15 protein-coding genes are annotated in these 22,231 nt (G+C 72.4%); 7 read left to right on the top strand and 8 right to left on the bottom strand.

Going from position 1 to position 22,231, the window contains the following annotated elements; genetic code table 11:
* The first annotated feature begins 21 nt into the window (after positions 1-21).
* Both paaE and ABGB17_RS13350 read left to right on the top strand, forming a co-directional pair.
* Complete coding sequence (gene paaE, locus ABGB17_RS13355; RefSeq protein WP_347629025.1) at positions 22-1,098, top strand: 1,2-phenylacetyl-CoA epoxidase subunit PaaE; 1,077 nt, start codon at positions 22-24, stop codon at positions 1,096-1,098.
* Between the two features lie 87 nt (positions 1,099-1,185).
* Positions 1,186-3,024 (top strand): glycoside hydrolase family 15 protein, encoded by a 1,839-nt coding sequence (locus tag ABGB17_RS13350; protein ID WP_347629023.1) that lies wholly within the window; start codon positions 1,186-1,188, stop codon positions 3,022-3,024.
* A gap of 48 nt (positions 3,025-3,072) precedes the next feature.
* Here the strand turns inward: ABGB17_RS13350 and ABGB17_RS13345 are convergent, their stop codons facing one another.
* The 4 genes from ABGB17_RS13345 to ABGB17_RS13330 all read right to left on the bottom strand — a co-directional run bounded on the left by ABGB17_RS13345 (position 3,073) and on the right by ABGB17_RS13330 (position 5,712).
* Positions 3,073-4,134, bottom strand: coding sequence for a cation diffusion facilitator family transporter (locus tag ABGB17_RS13345; RefSeq protein ID WP_347629021.1), 1,062 nt, complete (start codon positions 4,132-4,134; stop codon positions 3,073-3,075).
* Positions 4,127-4,531 carry a metalloregulator ArsR/SmtB family transcription factor gene (locus ABGB17_RS13340; protein WP_347629019.1) on the bottom strand — a complete coding sequence of 135 codons (405 nt, stop codon included), beginning with the start codon at positions 4,529-4,531 and terminating at the stop codon, positions 4,127-4,129. The genes ABGB17_RS13345 and ABGB17_RS13340 overlap by 8 nt, the downstream gene beginning before the upstream one ends.
* 123 nt (positions 4,532-4,654) lie before the next feature.
* Entirely contained in the window at positions 4,655-5,239 is a 585-nt protein-coding gene (locus tag ABGB17_RS13335) for a carbonic anhydrase (RefSeq protein WP_347629017.1), read from the bottom strand.
* A gap of 62 nt (positions 5,240-5,301) precedes the next feature.
* On the bottom strand, positions 5,302-5,712 hold the full coding sequence (locus ABGB17_RS13330; protein ID WP_347629015.1) for a hypothetical protein: 411 nt from the start codon (positions 5,710-5,712) through the stop codon (positions 5,302-5,304).
* Between the two features lie 226 nt (positions 5,713-5,938).
* Between ABGB17_RS13330 and ABGB17_RS13325 the strand changes: the two genes are divergently transcribed.
* Positions 5,939-7,183 carry an esterase-like activity of phytase family protein gene (locus tag ABGB17_RS13325; protein WP_347629013.1) on the top strand — a complete coding sequence of 415 codons (1,245 nt, stop codon included), beginning with the start codon at positions 5,939-5,941 and terminating at the stop codon, positions 7,181-7,183.
* On the opposite strand, the gene ABGB17_RS13320 is transcribed toward ABGB17_RS13325, so the two are convergent.
* From ABGB17_RS13320 to ABGB17_RS13310, 3 genes are all read right to left on the bottom strand, one after another.
* Positions 7,145-9,502: a sialidase family protein gene (locus ABGB17_RS13320; protein WP_347629011.1), complete on the bottom strand. Its 2,358-nt coding sequence runs from the start codon at positions 9,500-9,502 to the stop codon at positions 7,145-7,147. The two genes, ABGB17_RS13325 and ABGB17_RS13320, sit on opposite strands and share 39 nt — an antisense overlap.
* A gap of 189 nt (positions 9,503-9,691) precedes the next feature.
* Entirely contained in the window at positions 9,692-10,771 is a 1,080-nt protein-coding gene (locus ABGB17_RS13315; protein WP_347629009.1) for a lytic polysaccharide monooxygenase, read from the bottom strand.
* A 390-nt stretch (positions 10,772-11,161) separates the two neighbouring features.
* Positions 11,162-11,791, bottom strand: coding sequence for a uridine kinase (locus tag ABGB17_RS13310; RefSeq protein WP_347629007.1), 630 nt, complete (start codon positions 11,789-11,791; stop codon positions 11,162-11,164).
* A 139-nt stretch (positions 11,792-11,930) separates the two neighbouring features.
* On the opposite strand from ABGB17_RS13310, the gene asnB reads away from it, so the two are divergent.
* From asnB to ABGB17_RS13295, 3 genes are all read left to right on the top strand, one after another.
* Positions 11,931-13,793 (top strand): asparagine synthase (glutamine-hydrolyzing), encoded by a 1,863-nt coding sequence (gene asnB, locus ABGB17_RS13305; RefSeq protein ID WP_347629005.1) that lies wholly within the window; start codon positions 11,931-11,933, stop codon positions 13,791-13,793.
* 128 nt (positions 13,794-13,921) lie between these two features.
* Entirely contained in the window at positions 13,922-14,359 is a 438-nt protein-coding gene (locus ABGB17_RS13300; protein ID WP_347629003.1) for a Fur family transcriptional regulator, read from the top strand.
* Between the two features lie 7 nt (positions 14,360-14,366).
* Positions 14,367-15,599 (top strand): serine/threonine protein phosphatase, encoded by a 1,233-nt coding sequence (locus ABGB17_RS13295; RefSeq protein WP_347629001.1) that lies wholly within the window; start codon positions 14,367-14,369, stop codon positions 15,597-15,599.
* On the opposite strand, the gene ABGB17_RS13290 is transcribed toward ABGB17_RS13295, so the two are convergent.
* Positions 15,600-19,970, bottom strand: a complete 4,371-nt coding sequence (locus ABGB17_RS13290; RefSeq protein WP_347628999.1) for a hypothetical protein — start codon at positions 19,968-19,970, stop codon at positions 15,600-15,602. It lies immediately after the preceding gene.
* A gap of 218 nt (positions 19,971-20,188) precedes the next feature.
* Between ABGB17_RS13290 and lysS the strand changes: the two genes are divergently transcribed.
* Positions 20,189-21,919 (top strand): lysine--tRNA ligase, encoded by a 1,731-nt coding sequence (lysS, locus tag ABGB17_RS13285; RefSeq protein WP_347629062.1) that lies wholly within the window; start codon positions 20,189-20,191, stop codon positions 21,917-21,919.
* Positions 21,920-22,231: the final 312 nt, after the last annotated feature.

The raw sequence follows: 22,231 nt of genomic DNA, 5'->3' as shown, positions 1-22,231 counted from the left end.
CGGGCGGGGGGAGGTGCCGCGGTGACGCTGACCGGGGTGCGGGCCGGGCGTGGGGTGGAGTTCGCGGCGCTGACGGTGGCGCGGGTGGATCGGCTCTGCGCGGACGCGGTGGCGATCACGTTCGAGGTGCCGGAGGAGCTCGCCGGGCGGTACGCGTTCCGGGCGGGGCAGGCGCTCACGGTGCGGGCCGTCGTCGAGGGACGGGAGGAGCGGCGGTCGTACTCGATCTGCTCGCCGGAGGGCGGGGCGCTGCGGATCGGGGTGCGGGAGATCCCCGGAGGGGTGTTCTCCACCTGGCTGGTGCGGCGGGTGCGGGCGGGGGACCGGGTGGAGGCGGCGCCGCCGGCCGGGGGGTTCGTGGCCGATCTCGAACGGCCGGCGCATCACGTGTTCGTGGCGGCGGGGTCGGGGATCACGCCGGTGTTGTCGATCGCCGCGACCGCGCTCCACTGCCCGGGCAGCCGGGTGACGTTGTTCTACGGGAACCGGAGCGCGGCCACGGTGATGTTCGCCGAGGAGCTGGCCGACCTGAAGGACTCCGCGCCCGCGCGGGTGCACCTGGTGCACGTGTTCTCCCGGGAGGCGCGCGGGGCCGAGCTGCTCACCGGCCGCCTCGACCCGCCGCGCCTGCGGGCGCTGCTGCCCGCGCTCACCCCGGTCGCCGAGGTGGGCCACTGGTGGTTGTGCGGGCCGTACGCCATGGTGACCGGCGCGCGGCAGGTGCTCGCCGGGCTCGGGGTGCCCGCCGCCCGGATCCACCAGGAACTGTTCTACGTGGAGGACCCGCCCGCCCGCGCCCCGGCGGGGGAGCCGCGGGCCGGCGCGAGCGAGGTGACGGCCGTCCTGGACGGGCGGGCCACGACGGTCACGGCCGGCGGGGGCGTCACGGTGCTGGAGGCCGTGCGGCGGGTGCGCCCGGAGGTGCCGTTCGCCTGCACCGGCGGCGTCTGCGGCACCTGCCGTGCCAAGGTCCTGGAGGGCCGGGCCGGCATGCGCCGCGACTACGCCCTCGACCCCGCCGAGATCCGCGCCGGGTACGTCCTCACCTGCCAGGCCGTCCCGGCGACCCCCCGGGTGATCGTCGACTACGACGCCTGACGTTTTACGCCATGCCTCTTACCGCTGTTTCGGTAATGGGGGTATATGTGCAGATAAGGCGGGTGGGAACGGGGGGCCGGCCGGGGCATGACGAACAAGGCGATCGCCGACTACGCGATGGTGTCGGACCGGCATTCGGCCGCGCTGGTCGCGCGGGACGGGTCGGTCGACTGGTTGTGCCTGCCCCGCTTCGACAGCCCCTCGGTGTTCGCCGCCCTGCTGGACGAGCAGGCCGGCCACTGGTCCATCCGCCCCGCCGGCGGCCCCGGCGACTACCGCGTGTCCCGGCGGTACGTCGGTGTCACCATGGTGCTGGAGACGACCTTCGAGACGGCGTCGGGCACCCTCGTGGTCACCGACGCCATGCTGACCGGGGACAGCCTGGACGTGCACCGGCTCGGCGCCGACGCCCCCCATGTGCTGGCCCGGGTGGTGAGCTGCCCCCGGGGCACGGTGGACGCGGCGATCCGCTACCGCCCGCGCCCGTCGTACGGCATGATCGCGCCGCTGCTGTCCGCCGTGCGCGGCGGCGTGCGGGCCCGGGGCGGCCCGCAGCAGCTCGTGCTCTCCTCGCCGGTCGATCTCCACATCTCCGGGCAGGAGGCGCGTGCCGTCATCCCGATGAGTGAGGGCATGACGTTGCGGTTCGCCCTGCACGGCGCCCGTGTGGGCGATCCGGTGCCGCTGGTCTGGAGCGACGGGGAGATCGCCGGGCGGTTCGCCGCCACCGCGGTCGCCTGGCAGAACTGGTCGGACGCCCACCAGCGCTACCACGGCCCGTACCGCGACCTGGTGAGCCACTCCGGCCGGGTGCTCCAGGCCCTCACCTACCAGCCCACCGGCGCCGTCGTGGCCGCGCCCACCACCTCGCTCCCCGAGGAGCCGGGCGGCTCCCGCAACTGGGACTACCGGTACTCCTGGGTCAGGGACGCCAGCTTCACCCTGAACGCCCTGTGGGTGGCGGCGTGCCCGGACGAGGCCGACGACTTCCTGGCGTTCATGACCACGGCGGCGGCGACGTACGTCCCCGAGCGGGCGCTGCAGATCGTGGTCGGCATCCGCGCCGGGTGGGATCTCACCGAGCACGAAATGCCGCACCTGCGCGGCTGGCGGGGCAGCAGCCCCGTGAGGGTGGGCAACGACGCGTGGCGGCAGGCGCAGGTGGACGTGTACGGCGAGCTGCTCGACGCCGTGCACCGGCTGTCCGGGCAGATCCGCGAGTTCGAGCCGGAGGCCCGCGCGTTCCTCACCGCGCTCGCCGACGCGGCCGTGTGCCAGTGGCGCGAGCCCGACCACGGCATCTGGGAGGTCCGCGGCGAACCCCGGCACTTCCTGCACTCCAAGCTGATGTGCTGGGTGGCCGTGGACCGGGCCATCGCGATGGCCGCCCGGCTGCGGGCCGCGCACCACGTCCAGGAATGGACGGCAGCGCGCGAGGAGATCCGCGAGGCGATCCTCACCGAGGGCTGGAGCGACGTCGCGGGCGCCTTCACCCAGGCGTTCGGGTCCTCGGCGCTGGACGCCTCCGCGCTGATGATGCCGATCGTCGGTTTCCTGCCCGCCGGCGACCCGCGGATGCTGGCCACCATCGAGGCGATCGCGTCCCGGCTGACGGACCGGAACGGGCTGGTGTACCGGTACCGGGCGGACGACGGGCTGGAGGGCGAGGAGGGGGCGTTCCTGCTGTGCACGTTCTGGCTGGCGCACGCGCTCGCCATGGCAGGGCGGGTGGAGGAGGCCCACGACGTGTTCCGCCGTGCCGTGACGTACGTCAACGACGTGGGCCTGATGTCGGAGGAGGTCTGCCCCCACACCGGAGAGTTGCTCGGCAACTTCCCGCAGGCGTTCAGCCACATCGGCCTCGTCAACGCCGCCTGGGCCATCGCCGAGGCCGAGAGCTCCGGCGTCCTGTCACCGCCCTGCTGAGGGCCTCGGCGGGGCTTCGCGGCTTTCCGGGTCCGCCCGCCGCGGGGCTCAGCGGGCGTCGTCCTCGGGGCACCGCCGCGGGTCGGGGCGGTGCACCGGGCCGTGGGGGTCGGCGCAGTGGCCCTCGACGGGACCGATGGTGAGCAGCTCCGGCAGGGCGTGGTCCACTTGGAGCGTGGTGTGCCCGATGCCGTACTCGTCGTGGAACATGCGCTCGGCCCGGAGCCGGACGGCGTGGCAGTCGGCGCCCGGCGCCACGAGGACGTGCGCGGACAGGGCGGCGTACCCGGAGGTGACCTCCCAGATGTGCAGGTCGTGCACCTCGACCACCTGGTCCAGCGCGGCCGTCCGCCTGCCGATCTCGGCGGGGTTCATGCCGGCGGGCGCGGCCTCCATGAACACCCGGCCCGAGTCGCGTACCAGGCCCCACCCGGCCTTGAGCATCAGGCCGGCGACCACCAGGGCGGCCAGGGCGTCGGCGCGGCCCCAGCCGGTCAGCCAGATGACCACGCCGGCGGCGGTGGTGGCGACGAAGGCGTACAGGTCGTTGAGCACGTGCTGGAAGGCGCCCTCGACGTTCAGGCTGGAGCGGTCGGCCCGGCCGAGCAGCCACGTCGCCGCGATGTTGACCACGATGCCCGCGACGCCGGTGACCACCACGAAGACGGCCTCCACCTGTGGCGGCGTGACCAGGCGGCTGACGCCCTCCACGATGAAGTACACGCTGAGCAGCAGCAGGGTGATGCCGTTGATCTGCGCGGAGATGATCTCGGCGCGCTTGAGGCCGTAGGTGAAGCCGCCCTGCGGGGGCCGCTGGGCGATGCGCATGGCGACAAGCGCGAACGCGATGGCGATCGCGTCGGTCAGCATGTGCCCGGCGTCCGAGATCAGCGCCAGCGACCGGGCGATGACGCCGACGACCACCTCGGCCGCCATGAAGCCGACGATCAGCGCCAGCGCCCCGAGCAGGTAGCGCCGGTCCGCCCCGGCGGAGACGCCGTGCCCGTGCCCCGCCGCCTGCCCGTGCCCGTGGCCGTGGCCGCGCCCGAGGACGCGCCAGAACCGGGGGCCGCGGTCCGCGCCGTCCGCGGGCACCCGGGTGTCACCCATCGGACCGCTCCGCCTCGGTGTGCCGGGCATGGGTGATGGCGAGGTCGAACAGCATGCGGACGTGGCCGTCGGCGAGGCTGTAGTACGCCATGCGGCCGGACCTGCGGACCTTCACCACGCGGCGCATGCGCAGCAGCCGCAGCGCGTGCGAGGCGCCCGACATGCTCTGCCCGGTGGCGGCGGCGAGATCGCACACGCACATCTCGCCGCCCTCAAGCAGCGCCGCCATCATGCGCAGCCGGCCGGGGTCGGCGAGAAGGCCGAACACCTGGGCGAGGTCCTGCACCGTGTCCTCGGCGGGCAGGCTCTGGCGCACCGAGGAGACCCGCTCGGCGTCCACGACCGGCGCCGGGCAGCTGTCGGGGTCCAGAGCAACGACAGTTGAACGACTCTTCATATGTCGAAGTGTAAGAAGTCGTCCCCGTCCTGTCGACCCTCGGACCGGACGGAAGCGTACGACGGCCTCCGCCCCGCGCCGGGCCACTCACCGGGCCCCGGCGCGGCGCGGAGGGCCGGGTGCTCACAGAGGGGTGAAGACGCGGGCGTCGGGCCGGTAGTTGGACACCACGCCGGTGTCGACCTCGTAGAACCAGCCGTGCAGGCGCAGCCGCCCGGCGGCCAGGCGCCGGGCCACCCGCGGGTAGCGGCGCAGCTTGTCGAGCTGCGCGATCAGGTGGGCCCGCCCGGGGTCCTCGTCGCCGCAGCCGGGCCATTCCCGCCAGCGGTGCGTCTGCAGCAGCCACCATCGCGTGGTCGGCGCCGAGCGCAACGTCCAGGAGCGGACCCGGCCCTGGACCGCGCCGCAGCGGGTGTGGCCGCAGACGATGAGGTCCTCGACACCGAGGATGTTGACGGCGTACTCGATGGTGGCCGCCTCGGCGGTGAGCCGGCCGATGCGGTACGGCGGGATGACGTTGCCCGCGGTGCGCAGCTCCACCAGCTCACCGGGCCTGGCCCCGGTGATCAGCGAGGGGATGACGTGGGCGTCGGAGCAGGTGATGAACATCGCCTGCGGCGAGACGCCCTCCTCGGGGACGGCCGTCCGCTCCCGGTCGCCGCTGAGCCTCTGGTGGAACGTGCGGGCATGGTCGATCAACGACTGCATGACGGAGGACTCCTTCGTGCTGAGGACGGAAAGAGGGCAGGACCTGATGGCGTGCCTGTCCGTCAGCAGCGGAAGACCGGGAGCAGGGGCCTCGTGCCGCGGCCCGCGCGGACCTTGGAGCGGCGGCCCCGGCGGGCCCGCGCGGCACGGGCGGCCAGGGCGGCCTCACCGAGGGCGTCGCGCCTGCGGGCCCGCCGCCCGCAGTCGCGGCACGGCGGCGGTGGCGGCTTCACCCAGCCGGACTCGCCGGTCTGCTCGCCCTGCTTGGGGCAGCCGTCCTGGTCGGAGGCCGGGACCGGGCCGTCCACCGGCACCATCGGCAGCACCGCCGGCGCGGCCTGCCCGTGCGGGAGCCAGGCCGGGCCGAGCGGGGCGGGGGAGTGGGCGCCGACACCGTGCAGGAGCAGCAGGACGGCGGCGGCCGACACCAGGGCGCGCGCGATCGCCCGCCCGTCGCACCAGCGCTCCGCCAACGCACCGCCCCACTACGTGTAGCATGCAGTTGGCTACCGATAGTAGTCGAAGAGTCGGGCCGCGTACATCGGTGGTTCGGTAAAGGTGCTGGTCACCCTATGCGGCAGGGAGATCCGTCATGACCCGGCCCCTCGTGCGGGCCGGTCATCGGGTGCCATTGGCAGGGCACCGGCGGGTCACCCGGTGTTGTATGTCGCGTCATCGGGCATCCCTAGCGTGTCGCCCATGAAAAGAACCATGATCGGGCTCGGGGCCGTCGCACTGGCCCTGACCCTTTCCGCCCCGGCGCTGGCCGACCAGGGGCATGACGGGCCGGACGCCGCCACCGCGGCGCGCGGCGGGCACGGTCACGGGCACGGCGCCTTCGGCCGCGCCACGCTGACCGGTTTCGCCTCGCTGCCCGCGGTGACCTTCGTGCCCGGCAGCGAGCCGTCCGGGTCGCTGCTCGGCACCGACCCCGTCAACGGCGTCACCCCGCCGTTCCCCGGCCAGCCGGTGCAGGGCTTCAGCGGTGTCGCCCGCCGCGACGACGGCAGCTTCGACGTGCTGTCCGACAACGGGTACGGCAACAAGGCCAACAGCGCCGACTTCCTGCTGCGTGTGCAGCACGTGCGTCCCGACTTCCGCACCGGGAAGGTCCGCGCCGTCGGCGGCGTCGACCTGACCGACCCCGACCGCCGTGTCCCGTTCGCGCTCACCCGCGCGGACCGCAAGCTCACCGGCTCCGACTTCGACGTCGAGTCGATGGTGCGGGCCTCCGACGGCACGCTGTGGATCGGCGACGAGTTCGGCCCGTGGCTGCTCCACTTCTCCGCCACCGGCAAGCTGCTCGAGGCCCCCATCGCGCTGCCCGGCGTGAAGGCCCCGGAGAACCCCTACCTGAACGGCGCCACGCCCGACCTCGCGAGCAGCAAGGGCTTCGAGGGCATGGCCGCCTCGGTGGACGGCAGGAAGCTGTACCCGCTGCTGGAGGGCACGGTGGCCGGCGACCCGGCCGGCGCGCTGCGCATCTCGGAGTTCGACGTGCGGGGCCGCTCCTACACCGGCCGCCGCTGGGTGTACCAGCTCGAAAGCCCGGCGAACGCCATCGGCGACATGATCGCCGTGGACAGGAACCGCATGCTGGTCATCGAGCGTGACGGCGGGCAGGGCGACACCGCGCTGTTCAAGAAGCTCTACCTCGCCGACCTGCGCGACCGCGACCGCGACGGCAAGGTGGACAAGACGCTGGTCGCCGACCTGCTCGACATCGCCAACCCCAAGGGGATCGGCGGCTTCCCGGCCACCTTCCGCTTCCCGTTCCAGACCATCGAGGACGTCGTGATCCTGGACGACGCCACCCTCGGCGTGCTGAACGACAACAACTTCCCGTTCTCCTCCGGCCGCACCGCGGGCAAGCCGGACGACAACGAGTTCATCACCATCCGCCTCTCACACCGACTCGGCGCCGACCCTCGCGTCCTGCGCTGACGACCCCGGCGTGGCCGTGACCCTGGTCCACTCGACCAGGGCCTCGGCCGCGTTGCCGCCGGGGGTGCCGGTCACCCAGTGGGTGATCTGCGGGCTCTCCCGGCTGTTCTGCACGACCCAGGTGGCGCCGGTGTCGGCCCCGTCGCGGCTCAGGCGGGCGACGCCGGCGCTGTCCACCCGGACCCGCCAGGTGGACGGCGCCCCCGCCGTGGCGGAGGAGTAGACCTTCTCCCAGGTGGACGAGCCCTTCTTGATGGTCCACACCCCGGATTTCTGCACGGTGAGCATCAGCCGCATGTAGCCGTTGGCGATCTTGGTGCCGAGGCAGACTCCCTCGCCGGTGGCGGGGTTCAGCGCGCTGTCGTCCACCACCGAGGCGCGGAACTCCAGCGTGAAGTCGCACCCCTCGGCGACGTCCAGCCCGAGGGACGCCCGTGCGGCGGTGCGGCCGATGCTGCGCAGCCGCAGCCGGCCGTCCTCGATCTCCGCGGCCCCGCCTGAGCCGTCCAGTGCCCAGTCGCCGAAGGTGTCCCAGGTGCTGCTCGCGACGTTGTCGGCCACCTCGAACCGCTCCACCACGGCCGCCGCGGGCGCCGCGCCGGTGCCGGAGCTCCACACCGCGACCTGCGGGGCGTCCCGGGAGGCCGCGACGGTCCACCGGGCGGGGGTCTCGGCGCCGTCCAGGTACAGGGCCGCCGCGCCGTCGCCGTCCACCGACACCTGCCACACGTGGGCGGCGGTGTCGCCCTGGCGGGCGTGCACCCGCGTCCAGCCCGCGGTGCCCTGCACGAACGAGTACACGCCGTCCTGCTGGAACGCCAGCATCAGGCGGCGGGACCCGGTGGCGACCTTGACGGCGAGCGTGGCGCCCGCGCCGGTGGCGGGGTCCAGCCGCGAGTACGCGGTCACCTGGGCGCGCGTCGTGACGACGAAGCCGCCGGAGGGGCCGTAGGGGTGCGTCACCCCGGAGAAGCCCGCCGCGCCCTGCGCGCCCGCCGGGGCCGGGCCGGCGTTGGCCAGGCGCAGGCTGCCGGCGGGGCCGGTCTCCGCGGTGCCGCCGCCGGGCGTCACGGTCCAGCCCCGCAGGTCGTCCCACGTGGGGCCGACGCCGGTGAAGGCGTCAGAGACGTCCAGGCGCGCGACCTTGATGTTGGTCTGGTTGTGCTCCCAGGTGACGTAGAAACGGCCCGGCTCGTACTCGTCGGCGCTGGCGTAGACGTCCCAGCCGCGGGCCGCGCCCTTGGTGAGGCGGGCGCCGTCGGCGAACAGCCGGCCGGGGCCCCAGGGGGCGCCGGGGCGCTTGAGCTTGTAGCACAGCACCTCGCGGTACTGCTCGGGCTTGCCGGACGCGGGGCCGGTGAACGGCCCGGCCAGCGTGTTGTAGATCGTGAGGTAGCGGCCCTCGGCGTCCTTGGCGAAGAACGGCTTGACGAAGTAGTTCGGCAGGTCCCGGTCGAGGGTCATGGGAGCCCAGGTGAGGCCGCCGTCGGCGCTGGTGGTGATCGCGGCGTAGACGGCGTGCGTGCGGTAGTAGGCGTCCCGGTCCTCGGCGGAGGTGCCGCCGGTGAGGTCCAGCGTGCGCGACACCATGAGCAGCGTGCCGGGGTCGTCCTGCGAGACGACGAGCTGGGGCTCCTCGGCGCGCACGCCGGGCGGGTTGGCGGCCAGCGCCCCGGAGGTCCAGCGGGACAGGTCGGCCGAGCGCAGCACGCCGGCCCGCGTCACGCCGCCCGCCTCGCGCCAGTAGGGGAGCAGCCACAGGCCGTCGTACCAGAGGGGTTTGCCGGCGAGCACCACCCCGGCCCGGTTGGCGGGGACGTCCACGGTGACCGGGAAGCCGGACCAGGTGCGCCCGCCGTCCACGCTGCGCTTGGCGGTCATCGTGACCGGGAAGCCGTTCACCTCGCCCTCGGCGTCGCGGTCGGCGGCGACGGTGATGCGGCCGAGCAGGGCGTACAGCGTGCCGCCGTCGTTCAGGAAGATCACGTAGTGGTACCGGTGCGTGGCGGTGGCCTGGGCCAGGGTGCCGGTGCGCCACGTCCTGCCGCCGTCGGTGGAGCGGGCGAACAGGATGGACCCCTGGTCGGTCGGCGCGGGGTCGCGGGGGTCGGACACACCCGCCCGCCAGGCCACCACGAGGGTGCGGGCGTCCAGGGCCACGATGTCCGGCACGCGGTTGCCCTCGTGCGCCAGCTCGCCGTTCGGGTCGCGCTCGACCGTGCGGTAGGCGATCACGGGCTCGCTCACCGCGGGGCCGACGGCGTCCACGTCGGGCCATGAACGCGCGCGGGCGCCGTCCGGGGACGAAGTGGGGCTCATGCTCTCAAGCGAACCCGAACGCGATCAGAGGCCGCAAGCACTCCACCGTCCCTTCACCGGGAGTTCACGCCGCGCCCGCCGTGCCCGGCTCCCGACGCGGATCGGGCGGCACCCGGCCCCGGGCTGTGCCGGAGCCGGGTGCCGCCCGGGAGTCACTCACGACCCCGTCGGCTCACCCGAAGGAGAGCGTCAGGGGCTGGTGCAGGTGAGGCTCGGCGTGCCGGGCGAACCCTGCGCCACGTACCCGAAGGTCGTGGTGGCGTTGGCGCCGAGGCTGCCGTTGTGCGCGGCGTTCTTCACGGAGATCGAGCCGCCGTTCAGCGTGTAGGAGCCGTTCCAGAGGCTGTTGATGGTCGTGCCGGAGTTGAGGCTCCAGCCCGCCGTCCAGCTGCTGATCCCGCTGTTGCCGGTGTTGCGGACGGTCACCTCGGCCTGGTAGCCGCCGCTCCAGGTGCTGACGGTGCGGAAGGTGGCCGAGCAGCCGCCGGGGTTGTTGCCGGTCGGGGTGACGGACGGCGACACGGTGGGGGTCGCGGTCGGGGTCTGGGTGCCGCCGGTGCCGCGGATGCCGGTGACCTCGCCGTTGCCGCCGTCGAAGACGACGTCGGAGCAGTTGTAGAAGGTCTCGTTGCTGTCCGAGCGCTGCCACACCGAGTAGATGATGTGACGGCCGCTCTTACCGCTGGGCAGGCGGGCGTTCCAGTAGTAGTAGCCGTCCACGCTGCCGACGGGGCCGACGCTCGGCGGGTCGGTGGCGGCGTAGAAGGGCGTGGACTCCAGGTCGCTCCACGCCAGCGCGCGGGTCGGGCTCCAGGAGTCCTTGGTGATGTAGGTACGGAACGTGCCCGGGTGGGCCGCCCACTTGTTGTAGCGGAACTGGATGTTGGCCCCGGCGGTGAGGTGGGTCACCGGCCAGTCGGTGCGGGCCAGGTCGTAGCCGCTGAAGTTGTACACGGTCGCGGCGCCGCTGCAGAGCTTGCCGTCGGGGATGAACCCGCTCATCCGGCCGGCGCCGTCGGAGCGCAGGACGGCGAACCAGTTGTAGATCGAGTTGGTGCCGCTCTGGGCCACGGCGGCCTGGCACGCGGGGTTGGTGGGGTTGGCTCCACCGCTGGTGCCGACACTGTCCAGCCAGCACAGGTAGGTGCGGCTGCCGGGAATCATCATGGCGCCGTGCGCCGAGGCCGAGCTCGGCAGGAGCACGACCACCAGCATGGCCGCTATCAAAGCGGCCACGCCACCGAGTGAGAACTTCCGTCTCTGTCTCATCAACAACCTTTCAGAGGTTACGTCTGGAGGTCCTCGGCAGCCCCCCAGGGCACGTCCATCGCGGCAGCACGTCAGGCACGCGTGAAGCGAGCTCGAACGACAAGCACGTGGAGGGGTCACCGAGAACCCGTGAAGTAACCGGTCGCCGCCGTGGGGCGAACAGCCGCCGACTGCCGACCAGCGAATGCGAAAGCGCTCACGCGGGAAAAACTGTAAGTCGCCTCTCACCCCGGAGGAAACCGTGCGGTGCGGGAGGTATTCGGACCCACCCCGTGGGAGCGATCCCACTGCAGGTGGGGCCCATGATCGGCCGGTTTCGCGCCATTCATCGGATGAAACGGCATGAAATTTTCGTGAAACGGCCCTCCAGGACACCGTTTCCCCGTGACCTCAGGAACGGACGATCAGAGCCGGGTGACGGGGGTCGTCCACGCGGACCACCAGGTCGGCCGTGTCCGCCGGGGCGACCTCCTCCTCGTAGCGGGCGAAGGCGGGCAGCGTCCAGTGCTCCTCGGGCGGGGTGCGGCGGGCCAGGGCGGCCGGCGACATCCACAGGTGCGCGGTCACCTCGAACGGCAGCCAGTGCCCGAGCAGCAGCGTGCCGGACAGCAGCAGCACCGCGCCCGGCGGCAGCGTGACGTACGGGGCCCTGGTGGCGCGATCGGTGGCGGTGTCCCACAGGGACGGCAGCACCTTGCCGGTGCCACCGGGGTCCAGGGGGGCGAGCACCTCGCGGGTGAGGCCGCCGTGGTCGAGCCAGCCGGAGTAGTAGGAGTCCGGGTCGGTGCGGCCGTGCTCGAAGCGCAGCGACGCGGGGCGGAGGAAGCCGGCGGCCGGGACCCGGAGCACCTCGCGGCCCCGCAGCCGCAGGGGGCCGACGAGCGCGTCGGCCAGATCGTCCGGCCGGGTGGCCGGCGCGCCGTCGATCGCCGCCCGCACCCACGAATCCCCGGGGACACCGGCGATGCGGTCGGCGAGCAGGTCCACCAGGGCCGAGGGGGAGACCGGGCGAACGTTCACCGGACCATCTTCGCCCACGCTGTCAGATGCGCCACGGAGGGGGCCGCCGTCCGGTCACGGCGGGCGTTGGGGCACGCTGGGAGGAGTTTGACCAGGGAGAACGGCAAATCTGCTACCGACGAGACGTGGGGTCGTCGAGATGTGCGGAATCTGTGGGTGGGTCGACTATTCGGGTGACCTGCGGGAGTCGCAGGACACGCTGGCGGCGATGACCGGCACCATGGCGTGCCGGGGACCGGACGACGAGGGGATGTGGGTCTCCCCGCACGGCGCGGTGGGGCACCGGCGCCTGGCGATCATCGACATCGAGGGCGGCCGCCAGCCGATGGCCGCCGGACGGGGCGACGGCACGGCCGCCGTCCTCACCTACAGCGGCGAGGTCTACAACTACCAGGAGCTGCGCGAGGAACTGGTCGCGGGCGGCCACCGGTTCGAGACGCGCAGCGACACCGAGGTGGTGCTGCGCGCCTACCTCGAATGGGGCGCCGGCCTCGCGTCCCACCTCAACGGCATGTACGCCTTCGGCATCTGGGACACCGGGGCCGAGGAGCTGCTGCTGGTGCGCGACCGCATGGGGATCAAGCCCCTCTACTACTACCCGACCCCCGCCGGGGTGCTGTTCGGCTCCGAGCCCAAGGCCATCCTCGCCAACCCGGCCGCCAGGGCCGTGGTGGACGCCGAGGGCCTGCGCGAGCTCATGGCGTTCGTCAAGTCGCCCGAGAGCGCCGTCTACCAGGGCATGTACGAGGTGCGGCCCGGCGGCACGGTGCGGATCACCAGGGACGGCGTGGCGCGGGACCGCTACTGGCGGCTGGAGGCCCGCGAGCACACCGACGACCTGGACACCACCGTCCGCACGGTGCGGGAACTGCTGGACGACATCGTGCGGCGCCAGCTCATCTCCGACGTGCCGCTGTGCACCCTGCTGTCCGGCGGGCTGGACTCCAGCGCCGTGACCGCGCTCGCCGCCCGCGCGCTGCGCGAACAGGGGGACGGCGGGGCGCTGCGGTCGTTCTCGGTGGACTTCGTCGGGTACACCGAGCACTTCAGCCCCGACGACATGCGCGACACCCCCGACGCGCCCTACGTGCACGACCTGGCGCGGCACCTCGCGCCGCTCGGCGTCGAGCACCACGACATCGTGCTCGACTCGGGCGACCTCATGAGCCCCCAGGTGCGGGCCGCGGTGCTGCGGGCCAGGGACATGCCGATCGGCATCGGCGACATGGACACCTCGCTGTACCTGCTGTTCGAGGCGATCAGGCGGCAGTCGACGGTCGCCCTGTCCGGCGAGTCGGCCGACGAGGTCTTCGGCGGCTACCGCTGGTTCCACGACCCCGCCGCCGTCCACGCGGGCACCTTCCCGTGGCTGGCCGGCCCCGGCGCCCTGCGGTTCACCGCCCTGGAGGAGGTCCTCCACCACGACGTCCTGGAGAAGCTGGACCTCCCCGGCTACCGCGCCCGCTCCTACCGCCAGGCCCTGGACGAGGTGCCCCGCCTTCCCGGCGAGACCGGCCTGGAGGCGAGGATGCGCGAGGTCAGCTACCTGCATCTCACCCGTTTCGTGCAGATCCTCCTGGACCGGAAGGACCGCATGAGCATGGCCAACGGCCTGGAGGTCCGCGTCCCGTTCTGCGACCACCGCCTGGTCCAGTACGTCTTCAACGCCCCCTGGGCCATGAAGACCTTCGACGGTCACGAGAAGAGCCTGCTGCGGGCCGCCGCCCGCGACGTCCTGCCCGACACGATCCTGGACCGGCGCAAGAGCCCGTACCCGGCCATCCAGGACCCCGGCTACGAGAAGGCCCTGCGCGAGGAGGCCGACCTGCTCCTCGGCGACGGCTCCCTGGCCACCGCGTCCCTGGTCGACCTCACCAAGGTCCGCGCGCTGCTCGACCGCCCGCAGGACCCCTCGGCCCACGACGACGTGCGCCCCGCGCTGGAGGGCTTCCTGCAGTTCACCATGTGGCTGGAGACCACCGGCGTCCGCGTCGCCCTCTGAGGACCGCTTCGGCGGCCCGGGACTGATCGGGACGCTTGGTAGTGTTCATCCTGACGCCCGGGGGACGCGCGTGCCCCGCCGCGTCACGCAGGCAGGGCCGGTAGCGAAGGCGGGTGACGACGCTCAGCATGACCACGCCATCACCGCAGCCACCCCCGGCCGGGGGTGCCGCCGCGCGCGGCACCCGGGTGCGCGGCACCCGGCAGGCGGAGGCGCTCGTGACGGTGCTCGGCAACCTCTCCGGTTTCCACAGCGCCCAGGACATCCACGCCGAGCTGCGCCGCAGGGGTGAGCGCGTCGGCCTCACCACGGTGTACCGCCACCTGCAGGTCCTCAGCGAAGGCGACGCGGTGGACGCCATCCGCGACGAGAACGGCGAGACCCTGTACCGCCGCTGCGTCACCGGCGGCCATCACCACCACGTGACCTGCCGCTCCTGCGGCCGCAGCGTCGAGGTCGAGGGCACCGCCGTGGAACGCTGGGCCGAGCGGGTCGCCGCCGAGGCGGGCTTCGTGGACGTCGACCACACCGTCGAGATCTTCGGCCGCTGCCCGGACTGCGCGTAGGGACCCCATGGGGGAGAAGGACGCGAGCGCGTCCCGTCCCGCTCCGGGCACGGCATCGTCCCGCGTCGGTCCCGGCACGGCCGCGTCCGGCGTCGCTCCGGGCACGGCCGCGTCCGGCGTCGCTCCGGGCACGGCCGCGTCCGGCGTCGCTCCGGGCACGGCCGCGTCCGGCGTCGCTCCGGGCACGGCCGCGTCCCGCGTCGCGAGGTACGCCGCCGTGTCCGGCGCGCTGGCGTTGCACAGCGACCGGCGGCTCGGGGAACTGCTGGAGCGGGCGGGGGACCTGCCGGCCCGGATCTCCGTCGACGGAGTGCCGGTGTTCGTCAAACAGGTCGCCCTCACCGACCTGGAGCGGCGCCCGGAAAACGTCATGTCCACCGCCAACCTGTTCGAGGTGCCGGAGTTCTGCCAGTACGGCATCGGCTCCCCCGGCATCGGCGCCTGGCGCGAGCTGGTCGCCAACATCATGACGACCGGCTGGGTGCTCGCCGGCCGCACCGAGGCCTTCCCCCTGCTGTACCACTGGCGCGTGTTACCGGGCGCCCCTCCGATGACCGGGGACTACGCCGACCCCGACCGTTTCGTGGCCTACTGGGAGGGCTCCCCGGCCGTACGCCGCCGCCTGGACGCCCTGGCCGAGGCGTCCGCGAGCATCGTGCTCTTCCTCGAACACGTCCCCCACACCCTCCACGACTGGATGACCGGACGCGCCACGGCAGGCGACGATGCCCTCACCGAGATGTCCGCGCTGGTGGAGTCCCACCTGATCACCGACGTCGCCTTCATGAACGCCGCCGGCCTGACCCACTTCGACGCCCACTTCGCCAACATCCTCACCGACGGTCACCGCCTGTACATCTCCGACCTCGGCCTGGCCACCTCCCCCCGCTTCGAACTGTCCCCCGCCGAGGCGGCCTTCCTCGGCCGTCACCGCACCCACGACGTGGCCCACGTCATCGCCGGCATGGTCAACCGCCTGGTCACGGTCGCCTGCGGCATCCCGGGCTCCCACACCGCCCCGGTGGAACGCGACGCCTTCGTCCGCGCCTGCGCGGCCGGCGCCGAACCGGCCGGCGCCCCACCCGCCGTCGCCGCCGTGATCCGCAGGTACGCTCCCGTGGCGGCCGTCATGAACGCCTTCTACCGGGACCTGTTCGGCGTGAGCCGTGCCACCCCGTACCCGGTGGAACAGGTCACCGCCGCCCTCGCGGTGGCCGGCTACGGCGGTGTCATGTACTGATCATCGAGAGGCAGGGCATATTTCTACATATGGATTGCCGGGCAGGTACTGCGCCCACTCTTCTCGGCTAAGCCCTGTGGACATGTCGGGCCGTGACGATTTGACGAGAGCGCAGACTTTCCCAGCGAGGTCATCAGGCAGCGTCACATCCCACATCAGTATCCTGCCGTCGATTCCGGCGCTGGCGAGGGTGCGTCCGTCGGGCGAGAAGGCCACGCCGTATACGTCGTTGGTGTGACCAGTGAACGTGGCGGTGGTGCGGCCGGTGGTCACATCCCATAGTCGAATGGTCTCGTCGTTGCCGGCGGTGGCGAGGGTGTGTCCGTCGGGCGAGAAGGCCACGCTCCGTACGTCGTTGGTGTGACCAGTGAACGTGGCGGTGGTGCGGCCGGTGGTCACATCCCATAGTCGTACGGTGTCATCGGCACTGGAACTGACCAAAGTCTGTCGGTCGGGAGATAAGGCGATGGTGGTCACGGTTTCGGTGTGGCCGGTGAGGATCTTGGTGGTGCGGCCGGTGGTCACATTCCATAGTCGTATCGTTTCGTCGTGGCCGGCGCTGGCGAGGGTGTGTCCGTCGGGCGAGAAGGCCAGGCTCCACAGAAAACTGGTGTGGCCGGTGAGGGTTCTTGTGGTGCGGCCGGTGGTCGCATCCCAGAGTCGTACGGTGTAATCGTCGCTGGCGGTGGCGAGGGTGTGTCCGTCGGGGGAGAAGGCTACGGCGGTTACGTCCTCGGTGTGGCCGGTGAGGGTTTTCGTGGTGCGGCCGGTGGCCGCATCCCACAGTCGTGCGGTGTCGTCGGTGCTGGCGGTGGCGAGGGTGTGTCCGTCGGGGGAGAAGGCTACGGCGGTTACGTCCTCGGTGTGGCCGGTGAGGGTTTTCGTGGTGCGGCCGGTGGCCGCATCCCACAGTCGTGCGGTGTCGTCGATGCTGCCGCTTGCGAGGGTGTGTCCGTCGGGGGAGAAGGCCACGCTCCATACAGGCTCAGTATGGCCTTGGAGGATGGCAGTATGGCCGGCGCGCACGTCCCATATTCGTACGGTGTCGTCCGCGGCGGCGCTTGCGAGGGTGTGTCCGTCGGGGGAGAAGGCTACGCCCCATATGGAATTGGTGTGTCCTGGAAAGACGCTCGTGGTACGACCTGTGCCGACACTCCACAGGCGTATGGTCTCGTCGTTGCCGGCGGTGGCGAGGGTGTGTCCGTCGGGGGAGAAGGCCACGGTGGTTACGTCGTCGGTGTGGCCGGTGAGGATCTCGGTGGTGCCGCCACTGGTGACATCCCAGAGTTGTACGGTGTCGTCGGCGCTGGCGCTGGCGAGGATGCGTCCGTCGGGGGAGAAAGCCAGGTCCCATATGTCGTCGGTGTGGCCGGTGAGGGTTTTTGTGGTGCGGCCGGTGGTCACATCCCATAGTCGAATGGTCTCGTCGTTGCCGGCGGTGGCGAGGACGCGTCCGTCGGGCGAGAAGGCCGCGCCCCATATGTTGCCTTTGTGGCCGGTGAGGGTTTTTGTGGTGCGGCCGGTGGTCACATCCCATAGTCGAATGGTCTCGTCGTTGCCGGCGGTGGCGAGGATGCGTCCGTCGGGCGAGAAGGCCACGCTCAGTACGTCGTTGGTGTGGCCGGTGAGGGTTTTCGTGGTGCGGCCGCCGGTGGCATCCCAGAGTTGCACGGTGTCGTCATCGCTGGCGCTGGCGAGGACGCGTCCGTCGGGGGAGAAAGCCAAGTCCCATATGTCGTCAGTGTGGCCGGTAAGGGTTTTTGTGGTGCGGCCGGTGCTTATATCCCACAGTCGAATCGTATCGTCGCTGCCTGCGCTGGCCAGGACACGTTGGTCCGGCGAGAAAGCCACCATGGCTACGGAATCGGTGTGGCCACTGAAGACGTGACGCGCTGGGTGATTCCATGCGGTGATCAAGCTGGCCCAGGCTTGAGGAGATTCGGAGTCGAGCCGGTAGGAGGCGACGGCGAGCAGGCGCGCGAGTGACGGGTCGGCGTTCAGCATGATGTCGGTTTGCAAGGCGAGCTGATTGATGACCGCTTCTCGGCGCCGGTCATCGGCGGTGCGGGCGGAAACGGTCGCCAAGCCCGCAAAGATGGATGCAGCCACGGTCAGCGCGGCTAGGGCGGTGAGCGTCAAGCGGCGGCGACGGGCTCTGCGGACTTCGGTGCGCAGGCTCGCGCGGAGAAAATCCTCGGCTCCGTGTGGGAGCGGCGGCGGGTTGTGGTGGGGAGAGGATTGCCAGGTCACGCGCGCCTGTTCAATGGCGGCGAGGCGGGTGCCCTGGTACAGGTAGGAGGGGTCCTGGTGGTTGGCGTGCCATTCGGCGGCGTCGTCGACGAGTTGGCTGTACAGGACGCGGTCGGCCTGGCCTTCGGACAGCCAGCCGCGTAATCGGGGCCAGCCGGCGAGGAGTACGTCGTGGGACAGTTCCACGCTGTCGCCGCCGCTCACCACCAGGCGCTTGCGGGTGAGGAGTTCGAGGATCGCCTCTATCTCGGCCGCCTGCTCCGGTGTGCGGCCGTCCAGAAACTCTCCTCGTGACGCGCGGCGGCGGGTGTGCTGGCCGTCGGCCTGGGTGGCGGTCAGTCGCAGGAGCAGGTTCTTGGCGGTCTGTTGCCTGCCGGGGGGCAGCGCGGCGTACGCGTCCTCGGCGGTGGCCCGCACCGCGGAGGCGACGCCTCCGGCGCGGTCGTAACCGTGCCGGGTCAGGTGCCCGTTCTCCCGGTTGTCCCAGGTGCGCACCAGGGCCTGGGAGAGCAACGGCAGCGCGCCGACCCCTGGAACGTTCCTGGTCTGGCTCAGCTCGGCCAGGATCTGCTCGGCCAGGCCCTCTTCCAGGCCGAGGCCCGCGGCGGCGGCCGGGCCGGTGATCGCGCGGCGCAGCTCGGCGGCGCTCATGGGGCCGAGGACGAAACCATGGTCCTGCAGGGCGTCCGCCAGCTCCGGGTGGGCGGCGCAGCGGTCGATGAAGTCGCCGCGCACCGCGGCCACCACCACCCCGGCGGGTTGACCCTCCGGGCCGGTGGGGACGGTGGCGATCGCGTGCAGCGCGGCCACGAACCGCTCACGCTCGCCCTGTGCCTCCTCGTGGACCCGTGCCTGACGGGCCTCCTCCTCGCGGTCGCCCCCGTTCGCGCCCTTGGGCCGGACCTGCCGGGCGTCCGCGGCCTGGGTGAACATCTCCTCCAACTGGTCGACCACGACGATGAGCCGCCTCGGGCCGGCGACCACGGGCTGCCCGGCCTGGGCGCGGCGGGCCGTGTCGGCCACGACTACCTCCCGCACGCGTGCTGCCGCCGTCGCCGGGTCCCGCTCCAGGCCGGTCAGCACGGCGTCCGGGTCGGCGCCCGCGGGCACCGCCAAGCCGAGCGCCAGCTCGCGGAGCGGGTGCACGGTGGGGGTGAAGACCAGGTGCGGCCACTGGCGCGCCGAGGACACCCCGGCCACCGTGCCGTCGGACAGCCCGGCCAGCAACCCGGCCTGGAGCAGCGACGACTTCCCCGCCCCCGAGGCCCCGGTCACCATCACGAGGCCGGGGTCGTCGACGCGGGCCGCCACCATCTCGCCGAGGCGGACCGTGGCCTGGCCGCGGCCGTAGAAGATCGCGGCCTGCCCCGGCCCGAAGGGCACCAGCCCTGGGTAGGGGCATCCGCCGGTCCACTCGGGGATTTGCCGCGTACCGGCCTTCTCGCCTGTGACGGCCGGTGTGAGGCGGGTGTGCAGAGCCGCGACCTCCTGGCGCACGCCGCCCAGCATCATCAGTAGCTGCTCGACCCTGCGCTGGTCGTGGCGCTGGGCGGCGTCCTGCCGTCGCAGCGCCGCCTGCACGTCGCCCACCGCCTCCTCGATGCCGGTCAGCACGGGCCGGAGGGCCACCACCTGCCCGCCGAGCTCGGCGAATCCCGCCACCAGCCGTTCAAGCAGCAGCTCGTCTCCGGTGCGCACCGCCTCGGCGACCACCACCCCCGCGGCGTCCACGGCCGCGAGGACGCCCGCCATCTGCCCGACCAGCTCCTGTGAACGCGGGTCCTCGCTCTCGAACGCCTCGGCCAGGCGGGTGGCCAGCTCTCCCTCCACCTGCGCGACCGACGGCGCCCCGCCCCGGTTGCGCTGCCGGGCCGCGGCCAGCGCCTTGCTGATCACCTCACTGAGCAGGTTGACCCCGATGGACCCGGCGAGCGTGGCCACCGCGGACGCGCCTGTGCCGTCCACCGCCAGCGGTGCCAGGGCACTGGCACACATGCCCGCGAACAGCATGCGGGACGTCCCCCGCTTGGCCACCTGCCCCGAACGGCGCGCCTGCCGGGCGACCCAGCCGCGCAACCCCCGCCGTGCCTGCTCCCGCGCGTCTCCGGCGCCGGCCCTCACGTCACTCGTTTCACCGCGCATGCCCGCCCGCCCCGTGATCAGCCGTCTCCTCGCGCCCCCTTGCTCTGCATATCGCGGCAACTACCCCGCGTGCTACCCCGAATACGCTTTTAACGTGATTCGCTGCTGGCTGGTTGTCCACAGGGGCGGCGCGGGGTACCCCGGCGGTCCGGGAGAATAGGGGGGTCAGCTTTCCGAGGAAGGAACCGATCGTGGCTATGAGTGCCGAGGCCGACTGGGTCTCACGATTCGCGGACGAGGTCATCGCCGAGGCGGAGCGTCGCGCGCCCGGCAAAACGATCGTCTGCGCGTCGGGGCTCAGCCCGTCGGGGCCGGTGCACCTCGGGAACCTTCGTGAGGTGATGACGCCCCACCTGGTCGCGGACGAGATCCGGCGGCGGGGGCATGACGTCGTGCACATCCTGTCGTGGGACGACTACGACCGGTTCCGCAAGGTGCCCGCGGGGGTCGACTCCTCGTGGTCGGAGCACATCGGCAAGCCGCTGACCTCCGTGCCGGCGCCGCCGGGGAGTCCGTACGCGAACTGGGCGGAGCACTTCAAGGCGCCGATGGTCGCGGCGATGGCCGAGATGGGCATCGAGGTGCGGGCCATCAGCCAGACCGAGCAGTACACCTCGGGGGCCTACCGCGAGCAGATCCTGTTCGCCATGCGCGAGCGCGCCCGCATCGACGCCGTCCTCGCGCGGTACCGCACCAAGGAGAAGGCCGCCCCGGCCGGCCAGGGCAAGCCGGGCAAGCAGGGGCCGGTGGACGAGGCGGACGCCGCGGCGGCCGCGGTGGCGGCCGAGGGGTCGGGGGCCGCGGGTGAGGACGACGGCACGGCGGCCGCGGGGTACTTCCCGTACAAGCCGTACTGCTCGGTCTGCGAGCGCGACATGACCACGGTCACCGGGTACGACGACGAGACCACAGAGTTGTCCTACACCTGCGTCTGCGGGCACTCCGAGACCGTGCGTCTGTCGGAGCACAACCGCGGCAAGCTGGTGTGGAAGGTCGACTGGCCGATGCGCTGGGCGTACGAAGGGGTGGTGTTCGAGCCCTCGGGCGTGGACCACCACTCCTCGGGGTCCTCGTGGGTGGTCGGCGGGCAGATCGTGCGCGAGGTCTTCGGCGGTGAGCAGCCGATCGGGCCGATGTACGCCTTCGTCGGCATCAGCGGCATGGCCAAGATGAGCAGCTCCAAGGGCGCCGTGCCCACCGCGGCCGACGCGCTGGAGATCATGGAGGCGCCGCTGCTGCGCTGGCTGTACGCGCGCCGCAAGCCGAACCAGTCCTTCAAGGTCGCGTTCGACCAGGAGATCCAGCGCATGTACGACGAGTGGGACACCCTCGGCCGCAAGGTCGCCGAGGGTGTGGCCCAGCCGGGGGACGTCGCGGCGTACACCCGGGCGTCCTCCACCGCCGCAGGCCCGCTTCCGGTCACCCCGCGCCCCCTGCCGTACCGCACCCTGGCCTCGATCGTGGACATCACGACCGGCGACCCCGCGCAGACCCTGCGCATCCTGCGCGATCTCGACCCGGCCGACCCCATCACGTCCCTGGACGAGGCCCGGCCCCGGCTGGACCGCGCGGCCCGGTGGATCACCACCCAGGTGCCCGCCGAGCAGCGCACCCGCGTACGCGACGAGCCGGACACCGAGCTGCTCGCCTCGCTCGGCGAGCGCGACCGCGAGTCGCTGCGCCTGCTGCGCGACGGCCTGGACGAGCACTGGTCGCTGGAGGGCCTCACCACCCTGGTCTACGGCGTGCCGAAGATCCAGGCGGGCCTGAGCCCCGACGCCAAGCCGACCCCCGAGCTCAAGGTGGCGCAGCGCGAGTTCTTCGCCCTGCTCTACACGCTGCTCGTCGGCCGCGACACCGGCCCCCGCCTGCCCACCCTGCTCCTGGCCGCCGGCGCCCCCCGCGTACGCACCCTCCTCGGGAGCTGACCGGCCCCCTTCCGTGAACTGAGACCCCCGCGAGCGGCGCGCGGGCCGGCCACCGCGCCCGCCCTGCGGCCGGCCACCCGCGCCTGCCGTGCGCCTGCCGTGCGCCTGCCGTGCGAACGGCATCCCGCCCCCGCTCTGCGGCCGGCCGCCGGCGCCCGTCCCGGCCGGCCGTCGAGTCGGGTGGCGTGGCCTGGGTGCGCGGGCTCCGGCTCATACCCCCTCAGAAGGACCCCGGTGTCGACCGGGGTCCTTTTTGTCGTGTCATGGGGAAGTCATGGGGGCATCTCTGCAGGTGAACGGGGTTGGCAAAAA

This window comes from Sphaerisporangium sp. B11E5 (assembly GCF_039871875.1).
Lineage (GTDB): Bacteria > Actinomycetota > Actinomycetes > Streptosporangiales > Streptosporangiaceae > Sphaerisporangium.
Note: the sequence above shows the minus strand (reverse complement) of the source record. Positions and strands in the feature narration are given on the sequence as shown.

Bases quoted from the DNA above. Each gene is read 5' to 3' on its own strand.
- ABGB17_RS13325 (WP_347629013.1), top strand. From the start codon at position 5,939: ATGAAAAGAACCATGATCGGGCTCGGGGCCGTCGCACTGGCCCTGACC.
- ABGB17_RS13300 (WP_347629003.1), top strand. From the start codon at position 13,922: ATGACCACGCCATCACCGCAGCCACCCCCGGCCGGGGGTGCCGCCGCG.
- ABGB17_RS13295 (WP_347629001.1), top strand. From the start codon at position 14,367: ATGGGGGAGAAGGACGCGAGCGCGTCCCGTCCCGCTCCGGGCACGGCA.
- ABGB17_RS13350 (WP_347629023.1), top strand. From the start codon at position 1,186: ATGACGAACAAGGCGATCGCCGACTACGCGATGGTGTCGGACCGGCAT.
- ABGB17_RS13335 (WP_347629017.1), bottom strand. From the start codon at position 5,239: ATGCAGTCGTTGATCGACCATGCCCGCACGTTCCACCAGAGGCTCAGC.
- ABGB17_RS13320 (WP_347629011.1), bottom strand. From the start codon at position 9,502: ATGAGCCCCACTTCGTCCCCGGACGGCGCCCGCGCGCGTTCATGGCCC.
- ABGB17_RS13340 (WP_347629019.1), bottom strand. From the start codon at position 4,531: ATGAAGAGTCGTTCAACTGTCGTTGCTCTGGACCCCGACAGCTGCCCG.
- lysS (WP_347629062.1), top strand. From the start codon at position 20,189: ATGAGTGCCGAGGCCGACTGGGTCTCACGATTCGCGGACGAGGTCATC.
- asnB (WP_347629005.1), top strand. From the start codon at position 11,931: ATGTGCGGAATCTGTGGGTGGGTCGACTATTCGGGTGACCTGCGGGAG.
- ABGB17_RS13345 (WP_347629021.1), bottom strand. From the start codon at position 4,134: ATGGGTGACACCCGGGTGCCCGCGGACGGCGCGGACCGCGGCCCCCGG.
- ABGB17_RS13315 (WP_347629009.1), bottom strand. From the start codon at position 10,771: ATGAGACAGAGACGGAAGTTCTCACTCGGTGGCGTGGCCGCTTTGATA.